The organism is Segatella copri (assembly GCF_026015465.1).
GTDB lineage: Bacteria > Bacteroidota > Bacteroidia > Bacteroidales > Bacteroidaceae > Prevotella > Prevotella copri_E.
On sequence record NZ_JAPDUQ010000005.1, the window covers coordinates 120,126 to 144,697 of the forward strand.

The window sequence follows — 24,572 nt, forward strand, 5'->3', positions numbered from 1 at the left end:
CTAAGTAAGAGTGTGGGTGAACACTTGGCGATGAAGTCGGTGAAGGGTGAACCCTGATGCCAACCTTTAGCGTTAATAATGTGTTAAAAACACTATATAACCCATTATAATAGAGAGTAAGCGTCCAAAAACGGATTTGGTGATTTGAGAAAGATGATGTAACTTTGTCGCCAGTAATTTTAAACGTAAGTATAATGTACAGCGACAAAGACTTTCAGACATTCTGGTTCCGCTACAAGACGGAAGGGGAGCCACATGGAATTTCAATTAATTCCTTTTGTATTAACCAAGGTGTTCCATACAAGCAATTCTATGCGTGGTTCAAGAAGCATGCCAAGGATACTGTTATCCCTGTTGAAATAGAGGGAGCACCTACAGATGAAGAGACAGATGATGTTGAAGTCCCACCTCAGCCAGCATCCAAGCCAAAAGCAAAGAAGTCGAAGGGTGGCATACTCATTACCATCCAAACGACGGATGGTTTGTTTGTCAAGAAGGGTGGGCTTGACTATGCCGGCATGAAGGACTTAGTGTCTAGATTGGAGGGATTATGCTAAGGCTCTCAGGTCTTGACAACTTCTACTACTTACCCATGCTTCATGATATGAGGTACAAGGGGCCTCGTCTCTCTGAGATCATACGTAATATATATCATCGTGACCCTCTCAATGGTGACATCTATATCTATATGTCTCGTGATCGACGAACGATAAGGTTGTTTCAATATAAGCATCATGTCTATGCCCTTCACGAACGTACTTTCAGCAATGAATATCGATTTAAGAAAGTTGTACTTCGAGAAGGAGTTCCTACCTATAAGATGGATTGGAAAACCGTGATGATAGTATTGGAATCGCCTGTTATAAAGCAGATTAGAGTGTAATTCGTATTTAAGTATAATTAACTAATAATCAGATGGTTATGTGTTTTATAAATTTGCATAATTCAAATATTTTTTGTATCTTTGTACTGAAATACAAAGGTTATGGAATTAGACGAATTAGGCATAGATATAGAGGCACAAAACTGTCTCAATCAAATTCAGCAGGAGTCTTGGACTTCTGCTGACTATGACCCGTCCCAAGGTATGACAGGAGAAGAACTACATAACTTTTGTAAATTCTTGTATTCGCAGATTCAGTCCAAGGATGAAGAGATAAGCCGCCTTACTGCCAATATTAAAGAGTTGACGGATGAGGTTCGATTGTCTCGTCTTCAACAGCAAACATACAATGATGAAAACAAGGCGGTAAGTGCCAGCCATTCTCAAAAGTTGGATGTTGTGCTTCAGCAATTACAAGAAACCAGGCAAGAGCTTACTGATACAAAGAGAAAGCTGAAAACTGCTGAGACCCTGTTGGCAGATGCCAAAGAGAAGAATCGTCAGTTGGAAGCTGAACGAGAGAAGGATGCCAAGGAGCGTAAGGACTTGGAGAATGACATCGCTCTCCTTCGTTCTGATCTTTACAGTGGAACAAAGAGCCAGCAGTCAGGTCGTTCTGCGGAAGAGGTAGGAGCTAATGATGGCAGGGATGATTTCGATGGTACGGATGCATCTTTACCAGAGGCGAATCGTAAGGATGAAGTGTCCTCAGAGGCAAACTCTGATGGCGAGAAATCAGAGAAATCTCAATCCGGAGAGCCTAATAACTCTTCGGAAGACAGAGACTCTAGTAAAGGAACTCCGGGAACACCAACTCCTAAGACAATATATCATGGTCCTTCTCGTAAGGGTCGTACTTATAATAAGTATACAGTTGGTACGCCGATTATCCATAAGTGCGATTTGAGTCACTTGCCTGAAGGCGTAACTTATCATATCAAGAAGAATCCGAAGAAGGTACTTCATACAATAACTAAAGTAGAGGAACATTGGTTCGAGGAAGTTGTCTTGACTTATCCTGATGGTCATAAGGAAACGTATTTTATGCCTCAGGAGAATGATAAGAATGGCTACCTCTATGACGAGATTGTGCCTGGTACTCATGTAACATCAGACTTCTTGACGGAAGAAACATCGAATATGTATGACATGGCCTGTCCTGCTTATCGTGAGGTGAAAAACAGACTGTCCGAGATGGGATTGAAGACTCATCGCCAGAATCTGGCCAACTATGCGGATAAGGGCTATGAGATATTGAAGCTAGTGCTTCCGGCATTGAAGGACCGAGCCTTGGCTCCTGGTTCCAACGTAAACGTAGATGAGACATGGGAGCGATTCCAGACCCACTTCGGTCATCGTAAGACCTATATGTGGTGTTTGGTAAATCGCAAGGCCAACATCGTGATATTCTTCTATGAGGATACGGTAGACAAGTATGGCAATCAGAAGAGTGGTGGCCGTAACCGTGCTGTTTTGAAGGACTTCTTGGGTGACGCCAAGTTGAAGTCTCTTCAGAGTGATGGTTATATCTGCTACATGTATCTCGACGATGACTTGATAGACATAGAGCATCTATGTTGTCTTGCCCACGTTCGTGCCAAGCTAGAACGTGCGGAACGTATGGGTTGCAAAGAAGCTTCTTCACCTATGAGTAAGATTCGCAAACTTTATAAGCGTGAGGACTTGTATGTAGAAAAAGGTTATGATGCCGAAAAAATCAAGGAGATGCGCAATGATGAGTATACTCGAGGTATCGTAGATGAACTTCAGAATGAGATGTTCGACTTGATGGCGAACAAGATGGATAAGTTGCCTAAACTGATGCAGCAAGCACTTAACTATCTCCATAAGTTTTGGAAGCAAGTCTTTGCCTATCGAAATGATGGTGAATATTCCATAGATAACCTGGCAGCAGAACGAGCGATACGTCCCCAGACCATACAGCGCAAGGGCTCGTTGTTCTTTGGTAGTGTTCAGGGTGCATTGAGATCGGCAATGTACAATACCTTTATCCAGACTTGCAAGCAAGTTGGAGTCTCGTTCAGGCAATATTTCAAGGCTTTGCTCAAGGCCGTGAAATCTGGTAGAACGGACTACGAGAACCTGCTTCCAATGACAATCTGCTTGGATTAATGAATTTTTTAGTGAAAGAAAATTAAAAATGAGATTTGCGGACTTTGCAAAAAGCCCGCAAATAGGGGCGTTGTGACATTTTTGGACGCTTACTAATAGAGACTCTTATATTTCTAGCATGCGCTGTATATACAAAGTTCTTTTTACTAGGGTTCACCCCTGAGCCGAAAAGGTGAATGCTTGGGGCAAGTGTTCACCCCGCTGTTCACCAATCGGTAACTTAAGATTGCTTCAGCCCTCGTTCTTGAAAGCTGCTGCGAATTTAAGAAAAAAGGTTGAGACCGCCAAGAATCCTGTACCTACATATATAGGTACAAAAAGGCGATGATTTTATATTAGCTTAACAAAAGATATTCAAATTTTTTAAATATATTAAGAAATGACACGATTTACAAAAACCAAAAAGGCACTGCGCGCTTTGACGGATACCATTCTCGGCGGCAGTAGCAATGTGGTACGCACCTTAAAGGTGGCTGGCCACATGAATGAGAATTCAGTCAAGCATGTCTAAGAGGGTTATGCCAGTCATACCCAGTCCTACTGTCTGCTTCGTTCTTCGCTGAAGAAGCATCACTGCACCAAAGACCAGGTGATGCAGATAATGGACTATCTTGACAACATGGAAGAGGAATATCACAAGTCCTATCCCGACGATCCCTGCCCGATGGACGGCGGCTATAAGGCGAGCTTCGAAAGGTTTGTGATAGAATCCTTGAGAGCAGAGTGAGGAATGTTGAATTTTCCCACACTGATCTCACTGATCTCACGGATTTTTACTCCTTCGGAGTTTTTACTGAGAGACAAAATGAGAATCCCTCGTTGCTTGCAACGAAGAAGAATCCGTGAGATCCGTGAGATCCGTGTGCGACTTAAAACATAATGTTGGTAAATCACCATTAGCCCGTATGGCGGTACCTATATAATATATTACCTTTGCATCCGTAATCAAAACAGTTTGATAATGGAAACAAGGGAATATTTCGAAAAAGTGATGCAGGATTACAACCAAAATCGTAAAGGTCGTAGCTTGCGCAAGTATTGTAAGGATGAGGCAGTGGATTATGACTGGCTCATTGAGTTTAAGAAATCATATCGTTCAAATAAGCTTCAACCAGATGAAAACAAGAAGCTAGGCGAAGGTGAGTTTATCGCTTTGACAGTTGAGGAGAATTTTGTTCCCGAGCAACAAACTCCTGCAGGTTGGCAAGTTGAGAGACTGATATTGAAGTCTCCGACAGGTGATGAGATGGAAATCAAGTGTACTAACCTGTTTGCAGTTGCAGAACTGCTGCGTAAAATGTCATAGCCATGCTGAACTTCACTTCTCGAACAACTTATTATTTGAGTTCCACGCCAACTGATATGCGCAATGGTCGTGAGGGCTTGGCAGGAATCATCCGTGAAAAAATGCAGCATGATCCTTATAGTTATGATGAAGCCTTCATCTTCTATTCCAAGGATTACCGCAAGGTTAAAATATTACATTATGATATCAATGGTTTTGTCTTATACCAGAAGTGGTTTGATGATGGTAAGTTTCTCAAGCCTCGTTTCTTGGAGGCAGCTCGCTGTCATAAGATAAGCCGTGAGACATTGATACTGTTGCTATCAACATCCGTACAAACGGAAATCATATTATGAATACTGATATTAAGAGTTTGATACCATCCATGCATGCAGAACTGAAGCGTATGCAGTCTCGTGTTGCAGAGCTTCAAGTCTCATTACAGCAAGGTTCATCTGATGAAAAGGCGATTCGAGAGGAAATTTCTCGAATGAATCTGCGTCAGGTTGAAATCATGGATGTGATGGTAGAGATACAAGAGTATATTTTGGGCAAGCAGGAAGCTCTGCTTGCTCTATTGAGAGAGCGCAAATCTCTTCTGACAGCAAAAGAAACTTTGGAAAAGAAAAACAAGGAATACGAGGAAAAGTTGTTTCTGAAATCTTATAAGCTTCTGAAAAACAAGTAGTTGTATAACTTTTCTTAACAAGAAATAGTTGTATATGTCGCAGAAATTTAGTACCTTTGTAAACATGATAAATAACAAGAGTAATATAGAGATGCAGCTTGCTACGTATAAGTCAATGTTGACTAAAGCTAGCAATGACCTTGCCAAGTCCAAACAGCTTGTTGGCTTGCTCAAACAGCAGATTGAGCAAGGTAATACAGAGTTGTCGGAGGAACTTGACAAGGCAAACGAGCGTATCTCTATGTTAAGCGAAGATTTATCAGATGCAAATGCTCGTATCTATGTGTTGGAGGTGGCTTTGACCCAAGCGGAATCTGATAACTCGGAATTACGAGCAGAGGTATCTCGACTTCATTCCAAGGCAGATGATTATGAAAAGGCAAATGCCTTGTTGGATATAGCAGACAAGGCTCAGGTTGATTATAAAACTATCATCGAGGTTCTCCTTCATAGAAAGTTTGCTCATAACTCAGATATGACCAATCTCTTGAATGGTGTGTTGGATACATCCGACGCAGAGGTCAATGAGTTGGGACTTGATGGATTGAAAAAGAAAATCAGTGATGCTGCTGACGAGGCGTTGGATGAAAAGCATAAGGATGAAGAGTCTAAGGCATCTTCAGCCCCAGAGCAACCAGCTGTAAAACTGCCTAAGAAAACAGAAAAAGAAAAGCAGAAATCAGATAGTCAACTCCCTCGCAAGCGTTATACTACAACAGCTAGAGTTTTGAAGTCCTTCGGCATAGATAAATCTGATCTTCCTGAGAATGCAAAGGTTATCATACGTAAGGGTAAGAAGGACATGTGGGTAGTCCGTCTGTTCTTCTATCAGAAACAAGAGGTTTATTGTAAGGAATACAAGATAGCGCGCTTTAATGTACCTGGCTCTGATCCTCAGAGCAGCAAGTATCCTCAGAGTATCATCAAGGGTAATCCTTTGATGCCATCCTTCTGTAGGTTCTATCTGGAGTCGAAGTTTGCCTATCATCTCTCCGAAAACCGCTTGTTGGATATGTTGTCACAGATGGGTATGAAGGTAGCTCAGTCAACCTTGAACGGTTGGATGCAGCAAATCATGACTTATCTTCGTGAACGCTTGGGGCCTGTGATGCTTGAGCGTATCCGTCAGTGTGTCTATACCCAGAATGACGAGTCAAGAATCGTGGTTCGCAGTCGTGAGAGTAAGGAAGATAAGTTTAAGTACAATGTGGAGTACATCCATGCTGCCCTCTCCATGGAAGCCAAGCTTTGTGTGATGGAATATAAGGAGGGTAGCCGTAGTCACAGTGTGCAGGAAGATGCCATCTTCAAGGACTCTTGCATAAGGGTGTTTACTGCAGACAGAGCAGTCTTGTATGAGACAATTGAGAAGGATTTGGAGGAAATGGGACTGGTGCGTACAGCTTGCTGGTTCCATGCCCGCCATCGCTTCGTGGATGCTTATATCTCTGACCATCGTGTGCGTGTAATCATCTTGATGATGAACTACCTCTTCCAGATAGAGCGAGAGTCGAAGATACGCAAGCATACTGCAAAGCAGCGACGCCGATTTAGACTTAAGTACAGTGCATCGATCGTTGGCAAGTTGATGAAGTTGTTGAAGAAGATGAAGCTTGATTCTTCTTATGGTGCAATGGTTCAGCGAGCAGTCAACTATGTACTTGATGACGAGAAGGCCTTCAAGGTGTTCTTGCAGGATGGCCGTGTCGAGATGCATAACAATGCGGTCGAACGAATGTTCCGCCACTTGGCTATGGGTAGGCGAAACTGGATGCATACCGGTAGCCATTTAGGTGCGGAAAACATAGCTTTTATGTTCTCACTTTTTGAGAGCTGCAAGTTGAATGACATTAATTTTGGCGATTATATAGAAGATATACTCACCCGACTGATGGAGGGGGAGCAAGACTTCATGTCCCTAATCCCATGTAATTATAACTCGAACAAAAAGGTGAATGTTAAGGCTGCCTAATAGGTAGCTTTGGCAATACCAATTAATAATATGCTTTTTTTGAAAAATGTTGGATGTGCTAACTGCTGAAAATCAGTAGTTACGTTCTAACGGTTATTTACATAATGTTGAGTGTTGAATTTTCCCACACAGATCTCACAGATCTCACAGATCTTTTACTCCTTCGGATTTTTTACAGAGAGGCAAAATGAGAATCCCCGTTGCCTGCAACGAAGAAGAATCCGTGTTAATCTGTGAGATCTGTGGGAGCTTAAGAAAATATTCAAAAAATCGCTTGGCGTTTTCGAAAGAAAGTCGTATATTTGCAGGCGTAAAGATATAAGTTATCGTTATGAGTCGTGTTAAGTTAAACATAGATAAATCCATTCTTGCTTGGGCTATAGAACGCTCAGGTAAGGATTGCTGTGCGTATCTGGAGCAGCATCCTAAGGTAAAAGAGTGGGTGGATGGTTTGGATAGACCGACTCTTAAGCAGTTAGAGCGGTTTGCCAAGGAACTTTTTGTGCCAATGGGATATCTGTTCTTGCCAACTCCTCCTGTCGAGACGATGCCTATACCTTTGTTCCGCCGAATCAATGACAAGCTCGACATCAATGTCTATGATACGGTCAATGAGTTGCAGGAACGTCAGGAGTGGTTGAGTGGTTATCTTCATCAACGTGATTTTTCCAAAGTTCCTTTTGTGGGAATTCATCGTGTGGAAGATGGCATAGATAAGGTATGTTCTTCTATGCGCCGAATTCTAGGCTTGCCTGTCAACTGGATGATGGAATATAGCAAGGTGGATGATGCTTTGAGATTCCTGACAGAGACGATAGAAAACCTGGGTGTAGTCATAAGCTATAATAGCGTAGTCGGTTTTAATAATAAGCGACCTATAGCTGTAGAAGAGTGTCGTGGCTTCGCTTTGGTAGATGATTATGCTCCGTTTATCTTTGTCAATAGTAGGGATGCCAAGTATGCCCAGATGTTTACTTTGGTACATGAATTTGCGCATATATTGACAGGATATAGTGCCGGATTAGGTAATAGCGACATTTCCAGCACGGATATTACGGAACAATTCTGCGATGCAGTGGCTGCTGCATACCTTGTGCCGGAAAACTTGCTGAAAGAAGTCTGGACAGAGGTGGGTGAAAACTATGAGATCTTGTCAAAGAAACTCAAGGTGAGTCGCTTTGTTATAGCTCGATGTGCAAAGGATTATGGCTTGATTACGAAAGAGCATTTCTTTGCTTTATATAAGAAATGGATGGCAGAGCCTCTTGTCCGCAAAGAAATAAAAGGTAGCGGCGGTGATTTCCGTCGTACAGCCATCAAGAGAGTGAGCCGTTTGTTCCTGATACATGTAAGCAATGCAGTAGAGAACAATGCGCTGCTCTATATGGATGCATTCCGTTTGACGGGACTAAAGGGTGATACTTTCCGTAAAGTTGTTGGTAAGCAGTCACTTTAGGCCGTCTTGCGTACGTTAATAAAAATATATACCTTTGCCCCGAATTTTAAATTTGGGACAAAATGAATATAAACGAAGAAGGCAAGTACTATGCCTCAATGGTTCGTAAGTTTCGAACCGAGTACAAGAGCAAGAACTTCATGGGTTCTGTAAAGAGCAAATTGATAGACTTACTCGCTCAGTAAGCATCCAACCCCTATTTTGGCGGTTTGACAGATAAGTGTTACCTTTGCGCCATGTTTCATTTAAAACTTGAATAATATGGCAGTAAGTAGCAAAGATCTTGAGAGCTTGTGGCAGCGCTACACAGTTGAAGCTGTACCAGCAGGTATCTCGGTAAATCAGTTTTTTGAGTCCAATGGAGTACCTTACCATGTATTTGAGAAGTGGTACAAGAAAAAGTACCAGTCTCCCAATGTTGTTGAGTGTGTGGTCAAGGGGGCACCTGAGGCACCCAACGTGAATCAGGCAAATGCTAAACAAGTTACATCAACTGCAAGTGTATCTCCAGTCGAGGATGCGGTTGTCGTCAAGTATGTCAATATTGGACTTAGCAATGGTATGAAGATAGAGCATCATAATTTGAGTTATTCTAGTCTTCAAAGTTTCATCTCCAAACTTCAAGCCTTATGTTTAGCTTAAATGGTGCCGTAAAATATAAGTATATTCCCAACTATCAGGATATGCGTGGAGGTTATGACAAGTTATGTGGTGTTGTTCGCTCACTGGGAGAGGATCCTGATGATGGTACAGCCTACGTCTTTACGTCCAAAAATCAGAAGATAGTCAAGATAATCCGACATGAGCACAATGAGTGCCAAATGTATTTTCAGAAGTTCGACAAGAACATGAGCTTTGTTCGCTTGGAGTTTGAGGGCGTTGCTCCTATATATGTGCTGGAGTGGAAATATCTTGTGGCTATGCTGTCGTGCCCAGTCATCAAGAAGATTGGTCCGATAGAAATGAAATGTTATCAAGAAGTAGCATGACATACATCTTACAGTTAAATATACTAAATTTAGTGTATGGGATTTTAACTGTTTGTTTTATTTAATTTGTTGTGTATCAGTTATTTATAAGGTATTACAAGATGCGTTTTAGCATTGATGTGGCAGCCTGTGCAGGACTTAAAAAAGACTCACATAGGGTGGTATTACTAATCATGCCAAATGCGGTTTAATACTCTAAATTACTGAATATCAGATTGTTAAATTAGATTTATGAATTTTGTTATGTCTTATAATATGGGTACTTTTGCATCAGCAAATCGTTTCATATTATGGCAGAAATACATACAGACATAGATCGCATGATAATGCAAGCTCAGTATCTGTTGGCGATGAACCAATCGCCAGTGGATACTGACATGACAGATATGGAACGTAAGCAATATCAAGACCAGATAAAGGAACTCATTCAGACAGTCAAGACGCTTTTGGATGCCAATGTTACCTTGGGTGAAAAGCAAAAGGAGGCAGAGGCGAAAGCCCAGAAGTCTGATGCGAGAATTGCAGAGTTGCAAGCCCAAGTGGATAAACTCAACGGCGAGCTACAGGCTCGCCGCCGCAAGATACATGGCAAGAACAGCGAGAAGAAGTCTGGCGCAAAGTCTGGGGACAAAGGTAAAACCAAGGATGAGGCTGAGGATGACTATATAAATAATGGGTGTCAGCAGTCTAAGGAGTCTGAGGAATCTTCGGACGAAGAGTCTGATGAATCCTCGGAGGCAACCAATCCCAAGGGAGATTTGAGTAAGCGCCCAGACCACTATAACACCATGCAAGCTGAGACTTGTGTGGTTCATGAGTGTGACTTGGAAAAGGTCAAGGCAATGGGTTTGACCTTCTTGCGCTATACTCGCCCTGTGGACCAGTTTGACCGTATCAGCATGATTCGCCAAGACCGTTACCGCTATGTGTGGGTTCGTGATAAGGAGGGTAAGGAGTTCGCTTTCTTTATCCCTATGGATAAGGATGTAGAGCAACGCTCCTGCAAGTTTGTCGATGAGTCGAAGTATGACATGCCTACAGTCGTCCCTCATACGAGTGGTACAAGTTCCATGGTATCCGACTTGGTTGTCAATCGCTTTCAGTATGCGATAACGAGCGGACGTGAGATGTACCGCATGATTAATGAGAAGATGAAGATGTCAAAGATGTCTATCTTCAATTGGTTGCGTCATGGTGCAGAGTTTTTGGAGAATTGCTTGGAAACAATAAAAACATGGCTTCTAAAACCTGGTACCACAATCTATTGTGATGAGTCTTGGGTTGACACCAAGGTGACGGAAGCCAATGGCGAGGTTCATTACAGACGACGGTATATGTGGGTCATAGTCAATTTGACCACGAAGGTTTGTTATTATTTGTATGGTAGCAGGCGACAAGAGGTTATCAAAGAGTTTCTTGGCGACTTCAAGGGTACATTGATGACCGATGCCTATGCGGCTTACCTTTACTTCAATAAGTTGAAGGACTGCACTCATGTATGTTGCTGGTCGCACGTTAGAAGACTGTTTGTCTCAGCGAGTCGTGACTACAAGGATACCTTGGCACAGGCATTCATAGATTTGATCGGTATATTATATAAGGTCGAAGTTGAGAATCAAGTATTGGGTCGCACAGAAAAAGAGATAGTCAAGCATCGAGGTGAGGAATCCCTACCAGTGTTACACGACATCTATCAGCAAGCGACGGCACTGTTGAAACAGTTTGAGAAAAACGAGATTAAGCTCTCCGCTAAGTTGCAACAAGCCTTGATATATATGACCAAGCATTGGGAAGAGCTGATGGCATATACGAAGATAGGCAGCGTCTTGATAGATAACAACTGCTGTGAACGCGCAGTCCGCCCATTCACAAATCTCCGAAAGAACTTCGGTGGATTTAGTAGTGAGCAGGGAGCCAGGGTCACTGCGACCTACCTTAGTTTCGTAGAAACCTGCAAGCTAATGGCAATGGCTCCACTGGATTTCTTCAGGAGATTCTTCGACATGATAGTAGCTGGCAGAAGGGATTATGCCTTGATGACAGAGGCACTTTTAGTTAAACCTGTTTAAAAATCAGAAAAGTCCAATTTCTTAAAATACCCTGTATCCCCAGTAAACACTGGGGATGGAGTTGTATTGTCATAGGGGTTGGATGCTTACCTCGCTCATAGATGGCAGCTGGCTATTGTTACTGCTGGGCATAAATTCAAATGATTTATTTTTAAAAGATAATAAAAAAGCATTCATTTTAGGGCTTAACGTACCTAAAGTGACCGCTTACAATCTTTCGAGACTAAGCAACTTATTCGTGTAATTCGTGCAATTCGTGTTCCGAAAAAAATACGTAATTCGCGTGCAGAGAAATATCTATTGCTGTGAGGCATAGTGACTACCGTTGCTTGCAACGAAGAAATCTGTGTAAATCTGTGAGATCTGTGGAACTTTAGAATAACCTCCTCATTTGAGTGACGACAAGTGCAGAGCGATACTGCAATGAGGAACAAAAAAGTATATAATCATGAAATCCTTTTTATCAATCAAACCAGGAGCAACCTTTTTCTTAGGTAGCTCCCAGACTCTCGTCTATCATAAAGATAGCATCGAGATTATTTACCGTTACCAGTCTGGTAAGAAAAGCTTCTACACTCATGTTTACATGTACATTGTAGATGATACCAAAGTAACCCTTTATGCCGATTGGGGTGATTACTTCCTCCATTTGGATTCAATAACCCAAATCGACCATTTCGACGGTATCATGAAGCGCCCATGTCCTACATTCGTAGAAATCCTGACCAACGATGATTTCGAGAAAGCAGGCATCATGTCGATGAATGGTAAGGAGACGATGGGCTTGGGCATGGATGTAAAGGTAGATTGGAATGGCAAAATCAAGCCAGCCGCTCTCCCATATCATCCATCGGTATCCGATGGCATTGTCAAGTTAACAGAGAAGAGCCTCAAGCTCTATACCGAGATCTCCAAGAACTGTCCTCTGAAACTCTGGAAAGACCGCCTGGTAGCCGTTTGGGGTGAAGAAACAAAATAGAAAGCGGATTTCAGAAAATGAAGTACATTCTTCGTACGAAAATTCAGTATGTAAGGAGCTCCTTACATACTGTCGCTAATATACGTTGATTTTAGAAAATAACACTATTATGGCAGATAAAGAATTTTTAGAGCGAATGCTCTCGATGCTCCCAGAAGAGTTTCAAGACATTTACGATGATACGATTCCAGAGGCAAAGGAGATTCGCAAGAAGATGGGGAAGAAGGTTTCTTCCATAAAGTCCTATTCCTGCGCTATGCCGATGTTTGAAGACATTCGTAAGCTCAACTACAAAGGTCAAGCCCAGGTCTGCAAGACCTTTCATCAGTACTTAAAGAAGCATCCCAATGTGGTATCCTTCTTTCTCGACCGTTTCGAGGAAACCTATTCCCGAATCAATATGAAAGACCTTGAAAAGTCCATTGAATGGATAGGCTATGCCGTTAATGATATGGACAACACCATTTCGGAGATAGATTACAACGACCCCATGACCTTCTTCGATATAGAGAAGGTCATGGGAAAGGTAATCAGTAAAGAGCTGAAGAGTAATTCTCTTAAATAAGCTATGCTTCCATGTTACTATGTTGAAAAAACTGATGAGGTGAAGGAGTGCGCTTAGCAATCCTTCACCCTATAAACGATACAAGAATAACTTTTTTCAAAAAACTGATAGGTGTAACTACTTGTAATATAGTGGGGACGCCGTATTGGTGATATACTATCTACCGTCGTGACTAATTAAAAAGAGTAATAGATCTTTTAGAATATAATCATATGAAATTAAAAATGCATATTAGTAAGATAAAATGTGTAAAGGATCTTACTATTGAACTTCCTATAGAAAGAGGGTTGTACGCAATAACAGGTCAAAATGGTTCTGGTAAAAGTACTATTGTGGCATGTGCTTCAAGTGTATTCTTTAATTTGCCAATGAAAGACTATTTTGGCGATACTGCTAATGATGCTAGAATAGAATTTGAATTAGATGGCAATAAACGTTCTTGGCATAAAGAAGGTAAATCTTGGAAACAAGAACAAAATGGTAATATGAATATTAGAGGCTTTTATGAGGGTAGTCTTATCTATGGTTATCGTTTTAGAGATACAACATATGATAAACTTAAAAAGTCAGAAAGTATTAATAGAGCTAAACTACGACCTTCACATGAGTTTATTAGAAAAAATCTAGGTCAAATTTTACAAGGTGATGTAGATTACTATGATAAGCTCTATGAAGTTCCTCATGAATATGCTAAATTTGATTCTTCTGTATTCTTTTATGAAAAAGATGGAATTCAAGTTAGTCAATTTCATATGTCTACAGGAGAAAATCTATTGTTAAGTATTCTCAATTCATTATATATAAAGAACAAGGAAAGAAAAAATGCAAGTAAGCAATGTATAATATTTTTGGATGAGATAGAATTGGCATTGCATCCTTCTTCTCTTAAAAGATTAGTTGCTTTTCTTGAAGATATGGCTAAACAATATGACTATGCTATATATTTTTCTACTCATTCTATTGAATTGATTAGTGGTATAAAGCCTGATAATATCTTTTATATTGAGAGATATACTGATGGGACAATTGGGGTTAATAATCCATGTTATCCAGCTTATGCTACTAAATTTTTATATGATCAGTCTGGATACGACAATGTTCTTCTAGTTGAGGATGATTTGGCTAAACTTATAATAGCAAAACTTCTACGTAAGGAAAAACTTTTGAATAGCCGCCTGGTACATGTTTTACCTTGTGGTGGCTTTAGAAATGTCATAAAGTTAGCTGATGATGTTACTAAAAATCTTTTATTGGGCAAACGGGCATCTATTAGTATTATCCTAGACAAAGATGTAAAGCAGGAAGCTATTTCTTATAAACAAAAAAATGGATTAGCAAGTAGCTGTAATATGAATTTTCTTCCGATAGAAAGTTTAGAGAAGTATTTAAGATCTTCTTTGGTTATTGAGGTTGATCATAAATTGTTTAAGAGATTAAGTGATTATATATTTCAACAGAGGAGTTTGCATGATATTGTAGCTGAATATCGTAAACTAAATGAGTTTAAATCAGACAAATCGGGAAAAGTTTTCTATTCTTTATTAGATACGGAATTAAGAAATAGAAGAACTGATAGAAATGAACTTATTGAAATAATAATAGATTATATGTTTGAGGAGAATTTGAAGTCTATACAAGATATAGTCTCATTTCTTCATAAAGAATTGTCTTAATATAGAATGACATACAATATAAACATTAATGAATCATCTCAAAAGAAGATTATTGTTGAGGCTTTGAAAACAATGATTCGTAATAATAATCCTGAGCCTCAAGCAACATATCTTTGTAATCAACTGGATGATGCGAGCTGTATGGCTGATTGTTTGGAGGAAATCTTCAAGCAGTTAAGGTCGAATTACGATAACGGATTATAATAAGGCGGTCCCATCCCGCACAATATGGCGTAGACCTTTGATGGTCCGCCAACCTTAGAGCGTAGCGGTTCCGAGCACCGAGTAGGGCGGTTTACATCCTTCCTTCAGAGGAGGAAGGCTTGGTTAGAGGTGGATCTCCCTTTGGAAAGGGAGACGGAGGGATTCGAAAAATCTTATTATAACAACAAAAATTAAAACAAAAACAATGAATATAGTAAAAACAGAAATAGAAGGCGTTCTCATTATAGAGCCACGCCTCTTCCGTGATGCTCGTGGCTACTTCTTCGAGAGTTTTAGCGAGCGAGAGTTTGAAGAGAAGGTAACCCCAATTCTGGGACACAGTGTTCACTTCTGCCAAGACAACGAGTCTATGAGTAGCTATGGCGTGATGCGAGGCCTGCACTTCCAGCGCCCACCTTACACCCAGAGCAAGCTGGTACGCTGCATAAAAGGTAGAGTCCTCGATGTAGCTGTAGATATTCGTAAAGGTTCCCCTACTTATGGCAAGCATGTAGCTATAGAACTGACAGAAGACAATCATCGCCAGTTCTTTATCCCTAAGGGGTTTGCTCATGGCTTCGCAGTACTCTCAGAAACAGCCGTCTTCCAATATAAGTGCGATAACTTCTATCATCCAGAGGCTGATGGTGGAATCAGTATCCTCGATGATACCCTCGGTATTGATTGGAAAATCCCAACCGATCATGCAAATCTCTCAGAGAAAGATACGAAACATGTGATGCTGAAGGACTTTGATAGTCCGTTCGATATCAATGAGGATTTATAAGTGTAACTGCTTGGAAAAGTTAGGGACATTGTATTTAGTGATTTACATTAATTTAAAATAATATATGAATATTGCACTATTAACAGCTGCCGGTTCTGGTACTAGAATGGGGCAGGACATACCAAAACAGTTCATGAATATAGATGACTGTCCAGTAATCATATATACTATGCAGGCATTTCAAAATCATCCACAAATTGATGCTATAGCAGTGGTTTGTCTTGAAGGATGGGAAATGGTACTGAAGGCTTATGCTAGCCAATATGGTATTACAAAATTAAAGTGGATATTTCCTGGAGGTGATAGCGGCTTTCAGTCTATACGCAATGGTTTGCTTGGTCTCAGAGAAAAGGGGGGTGGAGATGACGAAATCGTTATAATTCATGATGGTGTACGTCCTCTAGTTTCAGATGATATAATCTCTAATAACATAAAGGTATGCCAGAAGTATGGGTATGCCGTTACAGGCCTTCTTTGTAAGGAGGTGATTATGGAGTATCATGCAGATGATGAGACGCTTAGCTATATTGATACTCCTCGTGAGAGATTGTGTAGAACTCAAACTCCTCATACCTATCATTTGGGCTCAATTTTAGCAGCACAAGAAGATGCTCTTCGCCAAGGATTGGGAGGAAGCAAAACTGCAGCAATGTGTCAAATGATTGGACAAATAGGAATAAATGATCAACACTTAGTATTAGGTTCTGAAAAGAATGGACTTAAGTTGACTAACGTGGAAGATATTGAGTTGTTTAAGGCATTACGCCATGTGTCTAAAGCCCCTTGGCTAAAATAATATTATAAGTGCAATGGAAAAAATCAAAAAACATATCCTTTATCAAGAGGACATTCAAAATATTTTATCTGCGATTGAAATTGAAAAAATTAAAGGTAAGTCATTCTTGATAACTGGAGCAACAGGCATGGTGGGTGTACTGCTCATTGATGCATTGATGAACATAAAAGATGCTAAAGTATATGCTGTTGGACGCAGTAGAGAAAAAGCTAAAACCCGATTAGGTGAATATTATAACAATCCTAACTTTATATTTTTAGAGCAGGATGTGCAAACGTCCTTTCCTAAAGATCTAAAGGTTGATTATATCATTCCTTTGGCAAGCAATACTCATCCATTGGCTTACTCACAATTTCCAGTAGAGACGATGCTGATAAATATTGAGGGTGCTCGAAATGCTTTGGAATTGGCAGCTTCTTGCGATGCAACAGTAGTCTATCCTTCAAGTGTAGAGATCTATGGCAATTCGCAAGATGGAAATTCTTTTGTGGAAGATGGCAATGGCTTATTGAATCTGTCTAACTCAAGAGCATGTTATACGGAATCCAAACGTTCATGTGAAGCTTTATGCCAATCTTATAAAGCTGAACGAAATGTGAATGTGAAAATCGTTAGATTGTGCCGTATCTTCGGACCTACAATGCTAATGTCTGATACTAAAGCATCTTCTCAATTTATTATCAAGGCAATAAATAAAGAAGATATTGTCTTGAAGAGTGAAGGCAATCAGTATTTTTCCTATACTTATGTCGCAGACGCAGTACGAGGTATGCTAACTGTGCTGTTGCATGGAGAGATAGGCGTACCCTACAATGTAAGCAGTGAGAAAACAAATGTTCATTTAAGAGATTTTGCAAGATTTTGTGCAGAGACTGTTGGCAAAGAGGTTGTTTTTGATTTACCTTCTGAAACGGAGAAAAAGGGCTATAGTATTGCAACTAAAGCTATTCTCGATAATGCACGAATTAAGTCGATAGGTTTTGAACCTATTTACGAAATGAGTGATGCTGTGAGCAGAACAATTGAAATTCTGAAGAGCTAAGATAAAAACTATTGGCAGGCGAAGTGCATGGGGGCACATTTTTATAAGCTACTTTTCTGCTCTTTGCATGTAGCCTGCCTTTCCAAAAATAGTGACTATGAATATTGTACAATTGATTTTTAGATGGCTTCCTGATTTTTTATATTTTAGGGAGTTGAATCTTACCAAACAACAGTGGTTCTTCTATAAGTGGGTAAAAAGACATTTGAAGTGGGCTTATATGTCCATAGAATGTGAAAAAGTGATACCTCCACATGATGTAGTAGAAAACCAATCTATTTTTATGTATTGGAAACAAGGTTGGGAGAATGCACCAGAATTGGTGAAACGATGTTTGGTCAGTGTGAGAGCTAATGCAGGTGAACATCCACTTGTCTTATTGGATGAGAATAATTTGGCTCAATATGTTAAGATGCCCGCATTCATAGAGAAAATGCATGCTGAGGGTATTATTCCCGAAGCAAATTATTCTGATATGCTGCGTACTTGTCTTTTACTTCAATATGGTGGATATTGGTTAGATGCAACTTGTCTCTTGACATCTTCATTTCCAGAAGTAATTGATAAGAGTGAGTATTTTATGTTTCAGCGCCATCTTTTTCCTGATTGGGCTTCTCCGGTAAAGTGTTCTAGCTGGTTTATTCATAGCAAAAAGGAATCTCCAATATTGCGTGGAATAAAGAACTGGATGTTTAATTATTGGCAAAGAAAGAACTATATTATTAATTACTATATGTTCCATTTTGCTTTATCTGCTTTGGTTGAAGAGGATAAGCAATGTAAGGAACTTTGGCAAAATATGCCGTATGTTTGTAATATGAATCCTCATGTTCTTCTGTTTAGCTTTTCTCGTAAATATACTCCAGAGTATTATCAATTCATAAAGGATTCTTGTTTTATACATAAGTTGAGTTATAAGTTTGATAAAAAGTTATTAGAATCAGAAGAGAATAATATACTTAAACATTTCCTCGAAAAATAACATTTTAATGCAATATAGAAAAATAACTTTACATAGGATTCTTCACGGAATAAAGTGGAGATGGGAGCATAGAAGATGGGATGTTCTTTATCCAATATGCTGTAAGATGTTTCCTGTTTCTTCAAATAAGGTTTGTTTTATAAGTTGGAATGGAGCTCATTTTAACTGCAATCCGAAGGCTATTGCTACTTATGTAGCAGAGCACAACTATGATGGCAAGTTACAGTTAATTGCTGTAGTAAACCATCCAAAACTTTATAGAAATCAATATAGTGGTATAAAGTTTATCCGTACGTTTTCTCTAAAGCATATATATATGCTGGCAACTTGCAAGATGTTGGTCGCAAATATCAGAATGAGTTCGTTTAACAAACGTAAGGGACAGTTATATATCCAAACTTGGCATGGAACAGGACCCAAAAAGTCTGAGAAAGACAGTGTTGCTGTATTGGACAAAGTTTACATAGATAGTGCTATCAAGGATTGTCGTCAAACAGATTTAATGCTGAGCGGAAGTATCTATTTCTCAAAATGGATACGTCATTCTACTTGGTATACAACTGGTAAAATTCTTGAAGCAGGAACTCCTAGATATGATGATTTCTTTAATCAGAAGATATATGATTCATTGAGAAAACGAGTTCTTGCTAAGTATCATATTGAAGAACATATCAAGCTGGTGATATATGCACCAACATTTCGATCTCTTACAGAAATCGATAATTATGGCTTTGATTCTGAAAGGCTCATAAAATCATTTGAAGAAAAGTTTGGGGGTGAATGGAAGTTACTTTTGAGATTTCATCCGAATGTAGCAAACTTTCCTCTTCCCGACATCTTTGCTAAGCATTTGTCTCGTTATGTCATCAATGTAACTCAATATGATGATATGCAAGATTTGCTTTGTGCAGCAGATGTAATGATTACAGATTTTTCATCTGTTTCTACAGAATTTGCTGTGCAAAGAAAACCTTGTTTCTTGTATGCACCAGATTACGAATCGTATGATAGAGGTCTTTATTTAACCCCAGATCAAATGCCTTTTATGTTTGCAGAAACAGAAGAGAAGTTGTTATGCAATATCCGAACTTTTGATAAAAGTAAATACACTGCGGCTGTTGACAAATATTGGAAACTTTTGGGTATTAAAGAAAAAGGTACAGCTTGTCAAGCTGTTTTTAACGAAATGAATAAAATGTTATGGCATCATACACAGGAGTAAGTGCAGCTATTTGGAGCTTCTTCGAGAAACTATCCAGTCAAGCTGTAAGTTTTGTCATTGGCATCGTCTTGGCGCGATTGTTGACTCCTTATGACTATGGAGTTGTAGGATTGACTGCTATTTTCATAGCTGTATCAAATGTGTTTATCGAAGCAGGCTTTGCAAATGCACTGATACAAAATCAGCATCGCACAGAGAAAGACCTTTCTACAGCGTTTTATTTTAATGTGGTGATAGGTTTAGTCTGTTATGCTCTATTATGGATATTCACTCCAGGCATCGCTGCTTGGTTTAAGGAGCCTTTGTTGATACCTTTGCTTAAGATTGTTGGCATAAATGTCATCTTAAACTCTTTATGTATTGTCCAAACTGCAATCTTGACAGCTAAGTTAAATATACGCCTTCAGACAATCATCAATTTGTCGGCTCAACTCCCAGCAGGTATTATCGCTATTGTCATGGCGTATCATGGTATGGGTGTTTACGCTTTGGCTTTGCAGGCTGTTTTAGCATCGTTGATTCGTGTTATATTGCTTTGGATATTTGCCAAATGGATACCTAAGGAAAAGTTTGATAAACAATCATTAGCAAAGTTATGGAGCTTTGGAAGTAAATTGTTGGGTGCTAACTTGATTGGTACTTTGTTTAGTCAGGTTTATTCCATTGTTATCGGTAAGTTTATAGGCAAGAATGAACTGGGCTATTTTTCAAAAGCAAATGGCTTATGTACCAATGTAGATGGTGTAACATCTGGAATTGTGCAGAGAGTAGCTCTTCCTGTACTTGCAAAGTATCAAGATGACGAATTGATGCTAACTGAAAAATTCCGAGAAAGCATGCGTTTGTTAGTAATGTTGATCGCCCCATTAACTGCATTTTTGAGCTTTGCGTCAGATGATATTATCGTCTTGTTGTGGACGGAAAGATGGCTTTATTGTTCTTTACTTTTTAAAATACTTATAGTGGGCATCATGTTTGGACCAGTTGGGCAGATGAGTCTTAGTTTAATGCAAGCACTAGGAAGAACTGGAATGGTGTTAAAACTAGAATTTCCGAAGAAAATAGTATATTGTATATATCTATTTGTAGGTTTTCAATATGGAGTAGTTGGCTTGGCGATAGCAAACGTTTTTATTAATATCACAGGAACATTGATTAATGTGTGGGCAACTCGTAAACTCCTACCATATAGTTATGTAAAGCAGCTTATAGATGTTTCTGTTTATGTAATCATTGCATTTGTTGTGGGATGGTTATCTTCTCTGATGATAGATTTTAATAGTAATATTTTAAATATTCTATCCTATTTGTTGATAGTCATGGTAGGGTATGTTGCTGTATTATTTGCATTGAAAGATAAAATTTTCCAAAAGTACTTGTCTAAATTGGCGACCAATTTAAAACACGTATAGAAGAAATACTAATATCGTTGTTACTAGTAACAGGTTGTTTTATGAAATTATCAAAACTATATATTAAGGGTTTCCGAAATTTTAAGGAAGCGACTATAAATTTCAATAATCAGAGTTTGATTATTGGAGCTAATGATGTTGGCAAGACCAATCTTCTTTATGCACTTCGTATTTTGCTGGACCGAGGCTTTTCTGATTTAGATCTGGAATTAAAGGAGTCCGATTTTTATGCCTATGAAGAAACGAATGAAGTGATAATCACAGCTTTCTTCGATGATATTAAAGAAGATTGCATTTTATCTAAAATGAAAGGTGACATTAGTGGAGATGGAAATCTTGTAATTAAGTATCTGGCAACTAAGGGAGAAGATTATAAATTTTTCTGTGGTAAAAGTGATGCAGATGAAGACTTGCATGAATATGCCATTCCTTATTACCGCAAGGTTTTGAACATAAAGTATATCAATAGCAAGAGAGATTTTTGGGGGTACATCAACAAAACCAAGAATATTCTCCTTCAGCAAGCAAAAGAGGATCGTAGTGCTGAAACTATAGATATGGACGATGCCCTATACAAGCAAATTTCAGATAAGTTGAAAGAGGTAGATTCGCAGATACCAGAACTTTCATACGTAAAGAATGCTACAGAGCAAATAAATGAAGAGCTAAATAAACTTGCAATACACAATCAAGAACAGAAAGTAGTATTTGATACCGCATCTACTGATACAGATTCCGTTATCAATAAGATTTCCATCACTTCAAAGCATGGGGACAAGAAATTGTTGATAGGTGGTGAAGGAAGACTCAATCAAATCTATCTATCTTTATGGGCTTCACAAAACCGAATAAGTGAATACTCTAATGAGGTATCCATATTATGTGTGGAAGAGCCAGAGGCTTACCTGCATCCACATCAGCAGCGAGAATTGGCTCGTTACCTGTGTCAAGTTCTTAAAGGTCAGGTTATTCTGACAAGCCATTCGCCTTATATAGTATGTGAGTTCTCTCCAAATTCTATTATGAGACTCTATAAGGATGACCAAGAGACGAAGGTTGCTTCTGATGGTTGCTCTTCTGTTATAGAGGAAGGGTTTGATGGATTCGGGTATAGAATGAGTGTAATACCTGCTGAGGCGTTTTTTGCAGATTGTGTAATCTTGGTAGAGGGACAATCTGAACTCATTTTCTATAAGACGCTAGCCAAGCAGATTGGTATTGATTTAGACAGATTGAATATCTCTATACTTAGCGTGGAAGGTGTTGGGTTTAATACTTATGCGAAAATCTTAGGAGCATTAGGTATATACTGGGTAGCAAGGACAGACAATGATATCTTCAAGATTCAGCATCAAGATGCTTATAGATTTGCGGGCATAGAGCGAGGACTAGATTTGGCTAAGCAGAGTTGTGATTTGGAAGAAACTGACGAAAAAGTAATTGATGCTTATTCTTGTAAGATACATGGCTTTGTAGATAAGAATTCAATACCATCTAAAGTGCTAGAAGCTGCTGATAAACTTCGTGATGTACTTGCTAATTATGATATTTTCATAGCAGATGTTGATTTTGAAACGGATTTGTGTAATGGTCCGTTAAAAGATGCCTTGAAGGAATATTATGGAGATTTGCTTTCTGATAGTAGTCTTATCAAAAAGATGAAGTCTCATAAAGCAATTAACATATATGACTTCCTCAAGAATCATAAGGAACGTTTGGAGGCATTGGCTGATGATTATGTCGCAAAGCCGCTATTATCTGCAAAGAATTATATAGAAGATAAATATGGAACTTACTGATGCCCAAAAAATCATCGTTGAGCAAGATGGTAATTGTGTTGTTTTGGCAGCACCGGGAAGTGGAAAGACTTTTGTCATCTCTGAAAAGATCCGCAGGATTCTCCTTGGAGATGAATTGCGAGATTATCAAGGTGTAATAGCTATATCCTATACTCGTAAGGCTGCCAAGAACCTAAAGGATAGAGTCTTTGCAAATATTCCATTTAGCAGAAGTTCTTTCTTTGGTACCATAGATGGATTCTGCTTTTCCGAGGTGATTTATCCTTTCTTATCTCATATATGGGGTAGTAAAAAAATAGAAATATCTATTAAGTCATTGAATGATTGCGATAAAGATAATCAAGAGTTATTTTTATGGATAAAAGAGAAACGTGAAATATACTCCATAGCTGAAGAAGAATGGGCACAGTTGTGGGAACTTTATTATGAAGAAGGATTTGTTCTAGTTGAAGCTTTGGAGCTCTTGGCTTGTAAGATTATAAAGGAAAGTACTGCTTGTCGCAACTATCTGAAAGCAAGATACCGTTACATCTTTATCGATGAATACCAAGATGCTGATATTTACACCAGCATTTTGTTTGATGAATTGGTGAGCCTTGGGCTTGTAGGCATAGCTGTTGGAGATGCGAAACAGTCAATATTTGGCTATGACAAGAAGGATAGTAAATACCTACAAGCTTTGGTAGAAAGAGGTGATTTTCATTATTTCCCTTTGGATAAAAATTTCAGATGCTCTCCTTCCATTATTAATTATTCGAATAGATTGATGGATTCTGATTCTACTTTACTTCCTGCCTTGCAAATAGATGTCCATCTTGTAAGAATTGAAGGTGAAGAGAGTGCTGTCTCCAAATTTTTGTCTTCCAACATCAAGGATTGTTGTAAACGATATCATGTTGAGAAACTTAGTGATGTGGCAGTACTAGCAAAAACCAATAAATATTTGGATTTGATAGCTTCTCATCTGTCTCTGCCTTATAGAATGTACAATACAACGGGATTGGATAACGATTCGAATGTGTGTTCGTCATTCTATGCAGCCTTATTGAGATTTTATTATGATAGTAACATGACTTTCTTGGAAACATTGGAGGATTTTGTGGATATAGAGATGCTTACTCGATATGACCACAAAAGAGTTCTGCAATTAAAGGTTCAATTGCGTTCTCTTAGCCTTCCTGATGATGTTGAACTATTTGTTGGATATTGTACCGAATTGGCTGATATTATTTTGCCCAATGCATCAAACGATGTATCATCTGCAATATTAAGAAAGGTTATAGGGGATAAAAAATCTTTAGAATCATATAGACCGCTCAATGATAACGAAGTGAACTTAATGACGCTCCACAAGTCAAAAGGTTTGGAGTTTGATTTGGTTTTTCATCTGAATTTGCATGAATGGATACTTCCAAACAAGAAGCCAATAAATGGAGACTTTTATAATTGTGAATACCCTTCGTGGCAACAAGATTTGGATTTGCATTATGTTGGTATAACGAGAGCCAAGAAAGCTTGCTATTTGGTCATAAATAATCAAAGGCTAGGTTTTAAGAATAAAATTGTTACAGGGCGTGATTCTGAATTCTTAACATTGAATGGAGTTGATAAATATAGAGAAATTTTAATATTTTGA

25 protein-coding genes are annotated in these 24,572 nt (G+C 39.0%); all 25 read left to right on the plus strand.

Features of this window, described 5'->3' with window-relative positions; translation table 11 throughout:
- Window positions 1-194: 194 nt before the first annotated feature.
- Window positions 195-557, plus strand: a complete 363-nt coding sequence (gene tnpA / locus ONT08_RS15270) for an IS66 family insertion sequence element accessory protein TnpA (protein ID WP_144155227.1) — start codon at window positions 195-197, stop codon at window positions 555-557.
- Window positions 551-883, plus strand: coding sequence for an IS66 family insertion sequence element accessory protein TnpB (gene tnpB / locus ONT08_RS15275; RefSeq protein WP_264960326.1), 333 nt, complete (start codon window positions 551-553; stop codon window positions 881-883). The genes tnpA and tnpB (ONT08_RS15275) overlap by 7 nt, the downstream gene beginning before the upstream one ends.
- 102 nt (window positions 884-985) lie before the next feature.
- Window positions 986-3,016 (plus strand): IS66 family transposase, encoded by a 2,031-nt coding sequence (locus ONT08_RS15280; RefSeq protein ID WP_264960327.1) that lies wholly within the window; start codon window positions 986-988, stop codon window positions 3,014-3,016.
- Window positions 3,017-3,395: 379 nt separating this feature from the next.
- Window positions 3,396-3,527 (plus strand): hypothetical protein, encoded by a 132-nt coding sequence (locus ONT08_RS15285; protein WP_256615098.1) that lies wholly within the window; start codon window positions 3,396-3,398, stop codon window positions 3,525-3,527.
- Between the two features lie 78 nt (window positions 3,528-3,605).
- Window positions 3,606-3,743 (plus strand): hypothetical protein, encoded by a 138-nt coding sequence (locus ONT08_RS15290; RefSeq protein ID WP_153073599.1) that lies wholly within the window; start codon window positions 3,606-3,608, stop codon window positions 3,741-3,743.
- A gap of 234 nt (window positions 3,744-3,977) precedes the next feature.
- Window positions 3,978-4,322 (plus strand): hypothetical protein, encoded by a 345-nt coding sequence (locus ONT08_RS15295; protein WP_117587496.1) that lies wholly within the window; start codon window positions 3,978-3,980, stop codon window positions 4,320-4,322.
- A gap of 2 nt (window positions 4,323-4,324) precedes the next feature.
- Complete coding sequence (gene tnpB, locus ONT08_RS15300) at window positions 4,325-4,657, plus strand: IS66 family insertion sequence element accessory protein TnpB (RefSeq protein ID WP_118201877.1); 333 nt, start codon at window positions 4,325-4,327, stop codon at window positions 4,655-4,657.
- The gene (locus ONT08_RS15305; protein WP_118155416.1) at window positions 4,654-4,989 is read left to right on the plus strand and encodes a hypothetical protein; all 336 of its coding nucleotides are present in this window, start codon (window positions 4,654-4,656) and stop codon (window positions 4,987-4,989) included. Before tnpB (ONT08_RS15300) ends, ONT08_RS15305 begins: the two co-directional genes overlap by 4 nt.
- A 34-nt stretch (window positions 4,990-5,023) precedes the next feature.
- Window positions 5,024-6,961 carry an IS66 family transposase gene (gene tnpC / locus ONT08_RS15310; protein WP_264960373.1) on the plus strand — a complete coding sequence of 646 codons (1,938 nt, stop codon included), beginning with the start codon at window positions 5,024-5,026 and terminating at the stop codon, window positions 6,959-6,961.
- Between the two features lie 331 nt (window positions 6,962-7,292).
- The gene (locus tag ONT08_RS15315; protein WP_264960374.1) at window positions 7,293-8,417 is read left to right on the plus strand and encodes an ImmA/IrrE family metallo-endopeptidase; all 1,125 of its coding nucleotides are present in this window, start codon (window positions 7,293-7,295) and stop codon (window positions 8,415-8,417) included.
- 62 nt (window positions 8,418-8,479) lie between these two features.
- Entirely contained in the window at window positions 8,480-8,602 is a 123-nt protein-coding gene (locus ONT08_RS15320; protein WP_264960375.1) for a hypothetical protein, read from the plus strand.
- 76 nt (window positions 8,603-8,678) lie between these two features.
- Window positions 8,679-9,059 (plus strand): hypothetical protein, encoded by a 381-nt coding sequence (locus ONT08_RS15325; RefSeq protein WP_119236500.1) that lies wholly within the window; start codon window positions 8,679-8,681, stop codon window positions 9,057-9,059.
- The gene (gene tnpB, locus ONT08_RS15330) at window positions 9,047-9,406 is read left to right on the plus strand and encodes an IS66 family insertion sequence element accessory protein TnpB (protein ID WP_119236501.1); all 360 of its coding nucleotides are present in this window, start codon (window positions 9,047-9,049) and stop codon (window positions 9,404-9,406) included. Before ONT08_RS15325 ends, tnpB (ONT08_RS15330) begins: the two co-directional genes overlap by 13 nt.
- 290 nt (window positions 9,407-9,696) lie before the next feature.
- On the plus strand, window positions 9,697-11,475 hold the full coding sequence (gene tnpC, locus ONT08_RS15335; protein ID WP_264960376.1) for an IS66 family transposase: 1,779 nt from the start codon (window positions 9,697-9,699) through the stop codon (window positions 11,473-11,475).
- A 448-nt stretch (window positions 11,476-11,923) separates the two neighbouring features.
- Window positions 11,924-12,454, plus strand: a complete 531-nt coding sequence (locus ONT08_RS15340) for a hypothetical protein (RefSeq protein ID WP_264960377.1) — start codon at window positions 11,924-11,926, stop codon at window positions 12,452-12,454.
- Between the two features lie 109 nt (window positions 12,455-12,563).
- Window positions 12,564-13,019: a hypothetical protein gene (locus ONT08_RS15345; RefSeq protein ID WP_264960378.1), complete on the plus strand. Its 456-nt coding sequence runs from the start codon at window positions 12,564-12,566 to the stop codon at window positions 13,017-13,019.
- Window positions 13,020-13,231: 212 nt separating this feature from the next.
- Window positions 13,232-14,692 (plus strand): ATP-dependent nuclease, encoded by a 1,461-nt coding sequence (locus tag ONT08_RS15350; protein ID WP_235304831.1) that lies wholly within the window; start codon window positions 13,232-13,234, stop codon window positions 14,690-14,692.
- A gap of 409 nt (window positions 14,693-15,101) precedes the next feature.
- A complete protein-coding gene (gene rfbC / locus ONT08_RS15355) occupies window positions 15,102-15,683 on the plus strand; it encodes a dTDP-4-dehydrorhamnose 3,5-epimerase (RefSeq protein WP_264960379.1) in 582 nt (193 codons plus the stop codon).
- Window positions 15,684-15,747: 64 nt separating this feature from the next.
- Complete coding sequence (locus ONT08_RS15360; protein WP_264960380.1) at window positions 15,748-16,479, plus strand: IspD/TarI family cytidylyltransferase; 732 nt, start codon at window positions 15,748-15,750, stop codon at window positions 16,477-16,479.
- Window positions 16,480-16,492: 13 nt separating this feature from the next.
- Window positions 16,493-17,521: an NAD-dependent epimerase/dehydratase family protein gene (locus tag ONT08_RS15365; RefSeq protein ID WP_118140637.1), complete on the plus strand. Its 1,029-nt coding sequence runs from the start codon at window positions 16,493-16,495 to the stop codon at window positions 17,519-17,521.
- A 97-nt stretch (window positions 17,522-17,618) separates the two neighbouring features.
- Window positions 17,619-18,503 carry a capsular polysaccharide synthesis protein gene (locus tag ONT08_RS15370; RefSeq protein ID WP_264960381.1) on the plus strand — a complete coding sequence of 295 codons (885 nt, stop codon included), beginning with the start codon at window positions 17,619-17,621 and terminating at the stop codon, window positions 18,501-18,503.
- 7 nt (window positions 18,504-18,510) lie between these two features.
- A complete protein-coding gene (locus ONT08_RS15375) occupies window positions 18,511-19,725 on the plus strand; it encodes a CDP-glycerol glycerophosphotransferase family protein (RefSeq protein ID WP_264960382.1) in 1,215 nt (404 codons plus the stop codon).
- Window positions 19,704-21,137, plus strand: a complete 1,434-nt coding sequence (locus ONT08_RS15380) for a lipopolysaccharide biosynthesis protein (protein WP_264960383.1) — start codon at window positions 19,704-19,706, stop codon at window positions 21,135-21,137. Before ONT08_RS15375 ends, ONT08_RS15380 begins: the two co-directional genes overlap by 22 nt.
- A gap of 41 nt (window positions 21,138-21,178) precedes the next feature.
- The gene (locus tag ONT08_RS15385) at window positions 21,179-22,936 is read left to right on the plus strand and encodes an ATP-dependent nuclease (protein ID WP_264960384.1); all 1,758 of its coding nucleotides are present in this window, start codon (window positions 21,179-21,181) and stop codon (window positions 22,934-22,936) included.
- Window positions 22,923-24,572, plus strand: a complete 1,650-nt coding sequence (locus ONT08_RS15390) for a UvrD-helicase domain-containing protein (protein ID WP_264960385.1) — start codon at window positions 22,923-22,925, stop codon at window positions 24,570-24,572. Before ONT08_RS15385 ends, ONT08_RS15390 begins: the two co-directional genes overlap by 14 nt.